The following is an 11,066-nucleotide window of genomic DNA, read 5'->3' on the forward strand; positions in this document are numbered from 1 at the left end:
CCGCGAAGCTCCGTGCACGGCACGGGAGTTCGTGAAGGGATACCCGGGGCGGCCCCGGTTCCCGTCACGGTCCACGACGCGGCGGGCGGGGCGGGAGAGCGGAACGGAGTCACCCGGAATCCCCGGGGCCCCTCCTGCGGCCGGGCGGGTTCAGCAGCGCATGACCCGGGTTCCGGCGAGGGGCGGCCGCTCGGTCGCGGAAGAGGGCGCCGGCCGGGCCTGTGCCGGGAAGGTGGCATGGAAGGACGCGCCCGTGGGCTCGGCGGCGCCCTGGTCCTCGATCGAAGCGGCGTTGTCGTCGCTCGTCTCGCGGTACCTGCGGTGTGCCGCGCCGTCCTTGTCGGTGCTCTGCGACTGGAGCAGATCCAGGTCGCCGTGCCGGGGAGCGGAGCCGGCCGGGAAGGATGACGCGGACTCGCCCGGCTGAAGCGTCGAGCTCATCCCGCCGAACAGGAACACGGCGAACATGAAGAGCGCGGCCAAACCCCCGCACAGCGTGCGTGCTCCGCGCGCGTTCGCCTTCATGGCCGCCCGTCTTTTCGATCCGGTTCCGCTGCCGCCGGCAGCAAGACTTCCCGAGTCCTCCGGAATGTGCCTGGACAGGATATGCACCGGTTCTGAAGCCCACCTGAACAAGAGGTGTACAAACCGTGTGGGAGTCGCCCCGCGGCGTCACCGCCGTGATCTGCGGCCCCTCGGCACGGTGAGACGGCCGGCGAGCGGTACGGCGGTGCATCGGGGCGACTCGCCGCAGTTCGAGACGGTGCTGGAAGGCATCCGGTTGCCCCGGCTCGGGCTGGGACGGCCGCGTAACCGGCCTCGCCGGGTACGCGCGGACAAGGCGTACGCCTCTGCCAAGAACCGCGCCTACCTGTGCCGACGTGGGATCCGCTGCACCATCCCGGACAAGGCCGACCAGGCGGCCAACCGCAAGAAGCGCGGCTCGCGCGGCGGTCGGCCGCCCAGGTTCGACAAGGCCGACTCCAAGGAGAGGCAGGCGGTGGAGTGCGGCATCAACCGCCTGAAAAGACACCGCGCCATCGCCACGAGGTACGACAAGCTCGCTGTCCGCTACGAGGTGACCGTCCTCGTCGCCGCCATCAACGAACGGCTGTGACCAGCACTTTCGAAGTTCGGCAGACCTGGGCAGTTGGACTTCCCTACTCGCTCAGCCGGCGTGGAGGATCCGAAAGCGGTCGGGTTCCGCCGGGTCCCGATCAACGACTTGGATTGGTGTCCAGGCCCATTGCCAAACGCTGATGCCCGGCGTGCGGGAGAACTGGATCGTCCTGCGGGTGCCCTCGACCGCCACGCGCGGCCATGACTCGGCGATGGCCGCCCGGTCCGTGCCGTGGGAACGCAGCACCGCAGCGAGGACGGCGACGGTGTCCCAGCCCTCGAAGGCGACGAAGGAGGGCGCTTCGCCAAGCCGCTCGCGGAGCTCCTTCCCGACGCGTTCACCGAGCGGACCGAGGCGCTCGGGCAGGTAGCGCAGGAACGGGATCCCGGCGCCGTCCTCACCCAGCGCCGCGGCCCATTCGGCGAACTCCGGTTGTCCGGCCGGAGCGCCGATAAGGATCTCCGCGAGCCGCCGGTCGCCCCGGACGGCCCGGACGATCGGCACCGCCGGCTCCGGATGGCCGACCAGCAGCAGGAGCGCCGTCGCGCCATGGTCGACGAGCGCGTCGCACAGAGCCTCGGGCGTGAGCGTCGCGTCGAGTTCGAGGACGGTGCCGCCGCGGGGAGCGAGGTGGTCCCGCAGGACGCGGGTCCCGGACGCCCAGTAGACGCTCGGCTGGGTCGCCACGGCGATCCGCCGCCGGCCCGCGTGGAGGAGGAAGTCCGCGTAGATCCGCCAGCCGTAGGACTGGGCCGGGGCCAGACGCGCAACCCACTCCGTCGGTTCCTCGGTGAGCGCGTCGAGCACCGCGGACGAGCAGAGAAACGGCACGCCGAGGGCGTCGGCTCGGGCGGCGGCGGCGCGGGCGACCACGCTGTGATACTCACCCACCACGGCGGCCACGCCCAGGTGGGCCAGTTCGTCCACGGCCGCCGCAGCCCGCTCCGGATCGGCCGCGGTGTCCCGGACCACCAACTCCAGTGGTCTGCCGTCGATCCCGCCGGCGTCGTTGACCTCGCGAACGGCCAGGTCGAGTCCTGCGAGCAGGTGTCGGCCCGCCTCGACCCAGCCGGGCCGCGTCAGCGGGACGAGAGCACCCAGGCGGATGGATGACCCGTCGGTGTGCTCCGCCCCGTACGGCGATGGTGGCGTGTTCATCGGGTGGCGTCTCCCCTGGGACGATGCGGTCGCGGTCCGCCCGGATCGCGCGCCGGCCGCTGACGGTGCGCGATCATCACATCCCGCCGAGGCAGGCGCGCCCGGGTGACCATGCCGGCCATTGGATCCAACACCCGCGCCCCTAGGCAACCGAGATGTCGCTCGCTGAGCCGCCAAACTTCATCGTCATCGGCACCAGCGAGGGCCTGCACCCAGAAGGTCACTTCCGCAACACGCTCTGGTTGCGGACCGAGATGGTCCGGCTGCTGGAGGAGCCGGAGAAGAAGCGGGTGTCGGAGCTGGAGCGGCTGCGGTTGGGCCCGATGCGGGTGTCTGGCAAGGCTATGGAACCGGCCCTGGACCGCGCCCGCGAGGTGCGGGATCTGAGGGCTGGCGCGGTGGACGCCGGACGGGTTCCGGCCGCGCGGACGACCGGGCCGGTCCGGTACGGGCTGACCTCGAAGGCGCCGTCGAAGCTGGCGCTCCCGTCGTTCAGGCCCTCAAACGGCCCCTGGATCTGATCGGCCGCAAGAAGGTCGGCGCCGAAGAGGTTGCCGCCGATCTGGTGACGGGCTCGTGGCGGCGGCTGGTGTTCGCCAACCCCAACGTGCCGCCCGGCTTGGTCGACAAGGCCGCGTACTCGTTCTGCGTCTTGGAGCATCTGCACCGCCCGCTGCGCCGGCGGGACGTGTTCGCCAAGGACGGCGACCGCTGGGGCGACCCCCGCGCCAGGCTGCTGGCCGGGGAGAAGTGGACAGCCGCCGAGCCGGAGGTGCTCACCGCGCTCGGTCTGGAGAGCGAACCGGCCGGACACCTCGCCGAACTCGCCTCCGCTCTGCACGCCGCGTACGTCCAGGTCGCTGCCGGGCAACACGGCGCTGGAGGCAGTGGGCAGGAAGTTGAAGCTGGGCAAGCTCGACAAGGCGGAGGAGCCCAAGCTCATGCGGCCGTTCCGGCAACTGGTCAACGGCATGCTGCCGAAGGTCACCGAGTTGACCGGGATGGCGGACGCGTTCACGCACATCTCCGGCGCCGACTCCCGTGGGGAAGGCTTCACCACCGGTTTGTGCGCCGTCCTGCTGACGGAAGCGTGCAACGTCGGATTCACCCCGGTCATCAAGCCGGACGTTGCGGCGCCCGGCCGGGGTCGTCTGGTTCACGTCGATCAGGGCTACTTCCGGGCGGAGAACATTTCGGTGGCGAACGGCCTGTTCATCGAGGCCCGGGCAAAGATGGACGTCGTGCGGGCGTGGGATGGCGGCCTGGTCGCCCCGGCTGACGGGGTCCGCTTCACCCTGCAGACCTGGTACGCGGGTTCGAACCCCCGGATTTCGGGTTGCGGCACAAGGGCGCCACCTGGCTGAACGTGGTAAACGACCAGGTGACGGGGCTGGGCGGTTGGTCGTGCCGGGCACGCTGCGCGGCTCGCTGTTCATCCTGGACGCCATCCACGCCCGCGGAGGCGGCCCCAATCCGGAGACCGTCATCACCGACACCGCGTCGTACTCCGACATCGTCTTCGGCCTGTTCGCGATCTGCGGCTACCAGTTCTCGCCCAGGATCGCCGACATCTCCGACGCCCGGCTGTGGCGGACGAACACCGCAGCCGACTACGGGCCGCTCCAGCCGGTCTCCCACCACACCATCCGCCTGGACCGGATACGCGCCCACTGGGGCGACATGCTCCGCGTGGCAGGGTCCCTGGCCCTGGGCGAGGTCCGCGGACACGACCTGATCCGCATGCTCTCCCGCGACGGCAAGCCCACCGGGCTCGCCGACGCGTTCGTCCACTACGGACGGATTTTCAAGACCCTGCATCTTCTCCAGTTCGTCTCCGACGAGGGATACCGCCGGATGATCGGCGCCCAGCTCAACGTCACCGAGGCCCGCCTCCGCCTCGCCCGGAAGATCTTCTGCGGACAGCGAGGCGAACTACGGCAGCATTACAGCGAGGGCATGGAAGACCAGCTCGGCGCCCTCGGACTGGCCCTCAACTGCGTAGTCGTGTTCAACAGCCGTTACATCGACGCCGCCGTCAAACGGCTGGCCGCTGATGGCTTCCCCGTCACCGACGAACTGCTCCCCCGGCTCTCCCCACTCCAGTACGACCACATCAACTTTTATCTGGCCGATTTTCCGTGTGGGGGACTGGCTCAACTTCAAGTGCCCTTGATCGAGACCAGCTCCGGCACCTACCGCCTCCAAGCCACCGAGGCCGAGCGTTGGGACGCCAGGTCGAGGGCGGGCCGGACCGCTCGCTCCGTTGCAGCTCGGTCGTGACGCCCCGCGGTCACCGACCTGACCGGTGCCCGCCGTCGCGCTGATCCACGAGGCGGACGGTCAGGTCGGGCCAGCGCTCCGACCACCGCGCCAAATCACCCGCAGTCAACGACCATCGCGGACGCAGGGCTTCGTCCGGCAGGAAGTGGACGCAGGTTCCTGTGGTCCCGTCGGCCTCGACGGGCTCCAGGTCGGTCACCGGGACGCCGTGCTCATAGCGCTGGCTCCAGGATCCGTTGAGACGGCGGTTGGTATGAATCAGCCACTTGCTGAGCGCTGCGACGACGGACATGCCGCGACGCGGGTGTCCGTCCGGAAGCCGTTCCGTCTCCGGGAGGTCGAAGAACCGAAGGTCCTTCGTGGCCATGACCGGCTTCTTCACCACCCGGCCATGCTCGTCGGCCCGAGTGTCGGTGCCCCGTCCATTATCTCTCACCGAAACAGAGCCATCGGTATGCAGCGTGACCACACACCGTCCGCCGCCCCGGCTCGCTGCCTCGTCAGCGGCATAAGCAACGACCTCAAGAACGAGGTGTCCCGGCCCGCCCGGAGCGAACTGGGCAGATTCCTGGCGGATCTGACCGAGATGGTCTGCGTCCACGGTGTCGGCCCAATCGTGCGTGGTGTTGGCCCAAGAGGCCCTTGATCCGTCCATTCGACAAGTATCAGGCGGGCTCTCGTTCAGGCTGCCGAAGGCAACCGCTCAGCAGTGATCGTGAGGGCCGGGCTCGGCGCTCTCTCCGAGATCGGCGAGGAGGCCGCGGATCCGTTCGGCGATGGCGTTGTGCCGTTCGATCTCGCGGGGCCAACCGCGTTCAACGGCGTCCTGGACGAGTTGCTGTTCACGGGCGAGCCGGGACCGCAGTCGCGGTGCGTACTCGCTCGTGGTGAGGAACTTCGGGCAGCGGAGGTAGAGGTCGCACTCGCAGTACCCCTCAGCGGGGTGCCCGCAGGCAGTGGCCGAGTTCGAGTTCTGTCTTGAAGAGATTGGTCTTGAGCCTGTTCAGGGTGTCCTCCCCGATCCGGCTGGTCAGCAGTTCCTCCGCGGCCGGGCCAGCGATCCGTCCACCGGCGGCGATGACCTTCTCGTACTGCTCCTTCAGGACGGGATCGCTGATGTGGGAGTACGTTGCCGACATCTGCGCGTTGCGGTGCCCTAGGATCGCAATGATCGTCTGAATCTGGGCGCCGCTCTCGGCGAGCTGCGTGCCGACCGTGTGGCGAAACCGGTGGGCGGTCACGGTGGGATTGCCGTCGCCGTCGACGAGCCCGGCCTTGCGGCAGGCGATCTCCAGGGCTTCCTCATAGAGAAAGTGACGGCCCATGGGTTGCCCCGCCGCATGAAAAGGTAGCGGACCGACCGCTGGGCCCATGCATCATGGCGGGCTGCGGCGTTCGCGGCCTTGGCAGCGTCGATCAGTTCGCGGAGCGCGTCCGCTGCTTGGGGGTGCAGGGGGACCATGCGCTCGGTGTACGTCTTGCCGACCGGGATCCGCAACCGCGGATAGCCGTCGGGGGTAGGCGTCCAGGCAGTCCAGGGTCAGCCGTGCGCCGTCGTACTCCTCGGCGACCACCGCCCAGTCGTAGAAGCTGGCGACCGCGGCCAGAATCCGGTTCACCGTCGCCGGCGCGAGCAGACTGCCTGGCGCCTCCGGACCGCCGACCACCGTCGTCAGACCGAGCCGCTGGGCCGGGCGGCGCGAGGGCGCCCGCCGCGGGAACGCCAGCAGCCGCAAGGCATCCGGGCCCCGGAACCCGCGCCAGTCCATGCCCTCAGCAGCGAGAAAGGTGAACAGGCGCCGCAGGTCGTACGCGTACGCGCAGATCGTGTGTGGCGAGAAGCCCCGGTCGAGCAGGTGATCCAGGAACCGGCAGGCAGCCGTGACCTGTTCACCATCGTCGTCGACCAACCGAACTCGCCGTAGGACACTGCCATCGCGTTCCTTGACCACCCGCACACCGCCGGCATCCCCGCCCCTGCAACTCGGGTGGCCCAACGAACCCCGCACCGCGATCGCCACGGCGCCGGTTCAGGTGTTACTCGAAGGTGTCCAGATGAGGAGATCCTCGGCCGCTACACCTTCACCCGGCCGGCTGCGCCGGGCCTGCGGCAGCTGCGTCACCCGCACACCGATGACGAGGACGACGGCGGCGAGCAGGACTGAGCGTCCCCGATCCGAAGGCTGACCGGAGTGCTGCCCGCCACCGCTTTCGTCAGCCGCTTCGCGGCGGTCACAGCCGGTACGTGGCCGGTGCGTTCGCGCCGATCACGCCCTCACCCGGCTTGAGGTGCGCTTCAGGAGAACGTGTACCCGGCGAAGTCGGCGATGTGGGCATACCCAAGGCGCTGGTAGAGGGCGTTGCTGGTGGGGTTGTCCGGGTCCGTGAACAGGACGACGTCCGTCGCGCCCGCGGCCAGCGCTGCCCGGCTCGCCTGGACCGTCACGGCGCCCGCGTAGCCGCGGCCCCGGAGGTGGGCCGGGGTGTAGACGGGGTCGATCCGGACCATGCCGCCGATGACTGAGGTCGCGGCTGCCATCGAGACGGGGGTGCCGTCCGGGGTCTCCCAGAAGGTGAAGTGCCGGTCGCCGAAGCGTGAGTTGTCCCAGGAGCCGGCGTCGATCAAGTCGATGGAGGACTGCTCCCCGACATCGACACAGAACTCGCGGCACCAGCGCACGACGTGTTCGCGGTCTGTCCCGTCCGTGAGACGACCCCGGCCGTCCGGGTGCTGCTGCGGCGGGGTGAGTGTGCCGAGACGGTAGAGATGCGTCCGCCAGAGGAGTGCCGGCGCCGCGCCCGTGTGCCGCTGCCAGGAGTCAGCGAATGCGGTGGCGGTGTCGTGGTCCGCGATGACGTTGGCGGGCGAGTGGCCGAGGACAGTCAGATGGGCGGCGAGGGCATCGGTCTGCTCGACGGACAGAGGAGTGAGCCCCAGGCGGCCGCGCGAAGTGAGATAGAAGACCGCGTGGACCTCGCCTCCGGCCTCCAGCCGGCCGAAGACCGCGGTGACGGGTCCGTGTGCGCCCGGCCTGCGTATCCGCAGCTTCTCGATGTCCGTCAGCGGCGTGTTGTGCAGGGCGGGGCGCGAGCGCAGGAAGCCCCCGGCTCGGGCGAGGAAGTCGTCAACGTCGTGGGTGAGGTGCCAGTCATCCGGGAGCATGCTCCATGATCCCGGGTCTCCTAGACTCGGGGGGCACTTGCTCAACTCCTTTCAGCCACGTGACATGGCTGCCCCGGTCAGCCGCAGGCTCTTGTCGGCAAAGGATCGTTTGACGACAGGCAGGCGGCGCGTCCGATGAACCCATCCAATCCGCGAACTGCTCATCTACGCGCGCCCCGGCGACACCGTGCACATCTGCGAGACGTTCCGCCTCGTACGCGGCGCCCGCCACATCCTCGACGTGCTCGATGTCCTCCACCGCGACCGCCTCGCGCTGCGCATCCACGACGGCGCGTTCTCCGCGATGGACCTCACCGCCCGCCACCCGCGCACGGGCGAGCCGCTGTCCACCGTGAAGTTCATGGTGCAGAACCTCGCCGCCGGCGGCGAACTCCAACCGCGTCAGCGCCCTCATCTCGACCGGACCATGATCCGGGTCGGCGGCTACCGTCGATTTCCGTTCGGCCCCGAGGGCCGGCCTGGCTCCGCGCGGACACGGCGGACTTGCCCCTGACGCCGACGTCAGGTTCTAGGGTGACCGGCGTCGGCGCCCACCGACCGTCTCACGCCCCCTTGACCTTGCGAAACGGCCGGTCCCGGCCGCGCGGAGAGGCAGGATGTCATGCGCGCAGTCCGCTATCACGAGTACGGCGGTGTGGAGACCCTCGTGGTCGAGCACGTGCCGGACCCCCATCCAGGGCCGGGCGAGATCCGCGTCCGCGTCACGGCGGCCAGTGTCAATCCGATCGACTGGAAGGTGCGTTCCGGCGCGGCGCGCGAGCTGCTTCCCCTTGACCTGCCCGCGATTCCCGGGCGGGACGCCGTCGGTGTGGTCGACGAGATCGGTGCGGGGGTGCGCGGAGTGAGCGTCGGCGACCGCGTCTTCGGGCTGGGCGGCGTCACCGGCGCGACGGCGGAGCTGGCCGTGCTCTCGGCCTGGGCCCACGCTCCCACCACGTGGACCGACGAGGAGGCCGCCGGTGCCGGGCTGGCGTCCGTGACCGCGCTCGGCGGACTGAACGCGCTCGGCGGACTGCGAGGGCGCACCCTGCTCATCGAGGGCGCCGCCGGAGGTGTGGGCAGCGCCGCCGCCGAGATCGCCGTGGCCCGGGGCGCCACCGTGATCGGGACGGCCGGCGAGCGCAACCACGCGTTCCTCACCTCTTTGGGAGCCGTCGCGACCACCTACGGCACCGGCCTCGCCGAACGCCTCGTCGCCTTGGCTCCCGGCGGTGTCGATGCCGCCCTCGATACCGCGGCCTCCGGATCCCTTGCCGATCTCGTCGCGATCGTGGGCGACCCGGCTCGCGTGTCGACGGTCGCCGACCACGCGAACGCGGAGCGCCTGGGCGTGCGCGTGGTCAACGCGGAGAACGACTCCTCGCTCCTCGCCGAAGCGGGCGAACTCGGACGGGAGGGCCGCTACACACCGCGCGTCGAATACAGCTATTCCCTCGACCGGATCGCGGAAGCGCACGCGTACGCCGAGCTCGGACACACCCGGGGGAAGATCGTGATCCGCCTCTGAGCCGGCCCGCTCCCTCCGCGAGGGCCTCGGTGCTCCCGGCGGCCCACCTCCTGCCGGGCGGTCACCGGTGGCGGCCCCGGCTCGGGTGAGCCGGGGCCGCCGGTGGCTCAGAGGAACAGGTCCTTGCGCCGGAACAGATGGACCGAGACGGCCGAGACCGCCACGGAGGCGGCGGTCAGACCCAGCACCACGGCCGCGAAGACCCCGGTGTTGCCGACGTGACGGTCGACGTCGAACAGGGAGAAGACCGTGAAGTACCGCAGGAAGGACAGGTGCGGGCTCAGCGGCTCCACCATGCTCAGGAAGTACTGGAATATGACCAGCCCGGTGGAGCCCGCGAGCGCCTCGACACCGGTGTTCGTCAGCATCCGGATCAGGAAGACGACCGAGCCCAGGAAGAGGAACAGCACCAGCAGATTGACGTTGAGCACGACCATGCCCCGCCATTCGATGGGCGAGCCCCAGTCGAAGACCAACTGGCCCAGCACCATGGAGGCCAGCGAGACCACGGCGATCCCCACCGACGCGAGCAGGAAGAACACCAGACGGGCGATCAGGTAGGAGGCCCTGGGCAGGGCCCCGTTGAGGAAATAGTTCAAGGAGGTGTCGTCGATCGGCTTGGACACCAGCCGGTGCCCCAGCAGCAGGACGAGCGCCATCATGAAGTAAAGGTGCAGCGAGTTGTAGTAGTTGGCCGTCAGAAACCCGAAATACTGGGTCTGGTCCCCCGATACCCCCAGCGCCTGCCGCAGCTGCTCGGGGATCGTGTCCAGCATCTCCGTGTAGGTGGCGTCGGCGGAGAGCAGCGGGAAGAGCCACGCCAGCGACAGCACCATCGAGCCGATCACCACCGCGGCGGCGGCCAGCAGCGGCGCGTTGGTGAGGAACGAATACCTCAGAACGGTCCGGTTCATCACGCCACCTCTCCTCGGTACGCCTCACGGAAGTAGTCGCGGAAGGACTGGCGTTCGGTCTCCACGTCGGCAACGGGGTGCGGTGCCAGGGCTCTGACGATCTCCCCGGTGTCGCCGCGGGGCTGGAAGACCAGGGTGCGCGGGCCCGCCTGTTCCACCGCGAAGCCCGCGAAGGACGCGGCGCTCACCTTCTCCGTGAACGTCACCTTCAGGGCGGTCCGCAGGGCGGTGCGGACCGATTCCATCGTCTGGGTGGAGACGATGCGCCCGTCCCGGATGATGCTGATGCGGTCCGCGACGGCCTCCACCTCCTCGAAGATGTGGGAGGAGAGCAGGATCGTGGTGCCCGCCCGCTTCGCCTCGACGAGCAGCGCGATCAGCTCGTCCTGCATGAGCGGGTCGAGACCGCTGGCGGGTTCGTCGAGGATGACGACCTCGGGGTCGGTCATGAAGGTCGCGATGATGGCGAGCTTCTGCTTCATGCCCTTGGACATCTTGCCGATCGGCGTGTCCAGGCGCAGCCGGAGCCGGTCGACGAGTTCGTCCCGCCGCCGGGTGTCCGTGTGCCCGCGCAACTCCCCCTGCATGCGCAGGAAGGTCCGGGCCGAGACGCCCTGGGGGAAGCCGATCTCACCCGGGAGGTAGCCCAGGCGTGCCTTGGCGGCCACCGGCTCGTGCCAGCAGTCGTGGCCGTCGATCTCGGCGCGCCCGGCGTCCTGTTGGAGGTACCCCATCAGATGGCGGATGGTGGTGGACTTGCCGGCTCCGTTCGGGCCGATGAATCCCAGCACCTCCCCCCGTCCCACCTCAAGGTTGACCTCGAACACGCCCTGGAAGGGTGTGAAGCGCTTGGTCAGCCCTTCGACCTTGATCATCGTGTCTCCTTTCCCTGCTGTCGTGTCC

General features: G+C 69.5%; 14 protein-coding genes. 6 read left to right on the forward strand and 8 right to left on the reverse strand.

What is annotated here, in order from left to right; translation table 11 throughout:
* Positions 1-150: 150 nt before the first annotated feature.
* Complete coding sequence (locus H7827_RS03975; RefSeq protein ID WP_432742715.1) at positions 151-441, reverse strand: hypothetical protein; 291 nt, start codon at positions 439-441, stop codon at positions 151-153.
* Between the two features lie 25 nt (positions 442-466).
* On the opposite strand from H7827_RS03975, the gene H7827_RS03980 reads away from it, so the two are divergent.
* On the forward strand, positions 467-1,117 hold the full coding sequence (locus H7827_RS03980) for a transposase (RefSeq protein WP_432742717.1): 651 nt from the start codon (positions 467-469) through the stop codon (positions 1,115-1,117).
* A gap of 51 nt (positions 1,118-1,168) precedes the next feature.
* On the opposite strand, the gene H7827_RS03985 is transcribed toward H7827_RS03980, so the two are convergent.
* Entirely contained in the window at positions 1,169-2,278 is a 1,110-nt protein-coding gene (locus tag H7827_RS03985) for an ABC transporter substrate-binding protein (protein ID WP_432742719.1), read from the reverse strand.
* A 155-nt stretch (positions 2,279-2,433) separates the two neighbouring features.
* Between H7827_RS03985 and H7827_RS03990 the strand changes: the two genes are divergently transcribed.
* The 3 genes from H7827_RS03990 (at position 2,434) to H7827_RS04000 (ending at position 4,558) form a co-directional block, all read left to right on the forward strand.
* Positions 2,434-2,799 (forward strand): hypothetical protein, encoded by a 366-nt coding sequence (locus tag H7827_RS03990; protein WP_432742721.1) that lies wholly within the window; start codon positions 2,434-2,436, stop codon positions 2,797-2,799.
* A gap of 378 nt (positions 2,800-3,177) precedes the next feature.
* Positions 3,178-3,642 (forward strand): Tn3 family transposase, encoded by a 465-nt coding sequence (locus H7827_RS03995; protein ID WP_432742723.1) that lies wholly within the window; start codon positions 3,178-3,180, stop codon positions 3,640-3,642.
* 40 nt (positions 3,643-3,682) lie between these two features.
* Positions 3,683-4,558: a Tn3 family transposase gene (locus H7827_RS04000; RefSeq protein WP_432742725.1), complete on the forward strand. Its 876-nt coding sequence runs from the start codon at positions 3,683-3,685 to the stop codon at positions 4,556-4,558.
* Positions 4,559-4,568: 10 nt separating this feature from the next.
* Here H7827_RS04000 and H7827_RS04005 read toward each other — a convergent pair whose 3' ends face one another.
* The 4 genes from H7827_RS04005 to H7827_RS04020 all read right to left on the reverse strand — a co-directional run bounded on the left by H7827_RS04005 (position 4,569) and on the right by H7827_RS04020 (position 7,721).
* On the reverse strand, positions 4,569-4,925 hold the full coding sequence (locus tag H7827_RS04005) for a hypothetical protein (protein ID WP_432742727.1): 357 nt from the start codon (positions 4,923-4,925) through the stop codon (positions 4,569-4,571).
* A 568-nt stretch (positions 4,926-5,493) separates the two neighbouring features.
* The gene (locus H7827_RS04010) at positions 5,494-5,883 is read right to left on the reverse strand and encodes a tyrosine-type recombinase/integrase (protein WP_432742729.1); all 390 of its coding nucleotides are present in this window, start codon (positions 5,881-5,883) and stop codon (positions 5,494-5,496) included.
* A gap of 51 nt (positions 5,884-5,934) precedes the next feature.
* Complete coding sequence (locus H7827_RS04015; protein ID WP_432742731.1) at positions 5,935-6,468, reverse strand: site-specific integrase; 534 nt, start codon at positions 6,466-6,468, stop codon at positions 5,935-5,937.
* A gap of 386 nt (positions 6,469-6,854) precedes the next feature.
* Positions 6,855-7,721 carry a GNAT family N-acetyltransferase gene (locus tag H7827_RS04020; RefSeq protein WP_432742733.1) on the reverse strand — a complete coding sequence of 289 codons (867 nt, stop codon included), beginning with the start codon at positions 7,719-7,721 and terminating at the stop codon, positions 6,855-6,857.
* Between the two features lie 187 nt (positions 7,722-7,908).
* On the opposite strand from H7827_RS04020, the gene H7827_RS04025 reads away from it, so the two are divergent.
* Positions 7,909-8,235 carry a hypothetical protein gene (locus H7827_RS04025; protein ID WP_432742735.1) on the forward strand — a complete coding sequence of 109 codons (327 nt, stop codon included), beginning with the start codon at positions 7,909-7,911 and terminating at the stop codon, positions 8,233-8,235.
* A 108-nt stretch (positions 8,236-8,343) separates the two neighbouring features.
* Positions 8,344-9,249 carry an NADP-dependent oxidoreductase gene (locus H7827_RS04030; protein ID WP_432742737.1) on the forward strand — a complete coding sequence of 302 codons (906 nt, stop codon included), beginning with the start codon at positions 8,344-8,346 and terminating at the stop codon, positions 9,247-9,249.
* A 107-nt stretch (positions 9,250-9,356) separates the two neighbouring features.
* On the opposite strand, the gene H7827_RS04035 is transcribed toward H7827_RS04030, so the two are convergent.
* On the reverse strand, positions 9,357-10,163 hold the full coding sequence (locus H7827_RS04035) for a hypothetical protein (RefSeq protein ID WP_386542175.1): 807 nt from the start codon (positions 10,161-10,163) through the stop codon (positions 9,357-9,359).
* A complete protein-coding gene (locus H7827_RS04040; RefSeq protein WP_052385186.1) occupies positions 10,163-11,038 on the reverse strand; it encodes an ABC transporter ATP-binding protein in 876 nt (291 codons plus the stop codon). The genes H7827_RS04035 and H7827_RS04040 overlap by 1 nt, the downstream gene beginning before the upstream one ends.
* Between the last annotated feature and the right edge of the window lie 28 nt (positions 11,039-11,066).

The sequence above is a fragment of the Streptomyces sp. JH002 genome, assembly GCF_050916115.1.
GTDB lineage: Bacteria > Actinomycetota > Actinomycetes > Streptomycetales > Streptomycetaceae > Streptomyces > Streptomyces xiamenensis.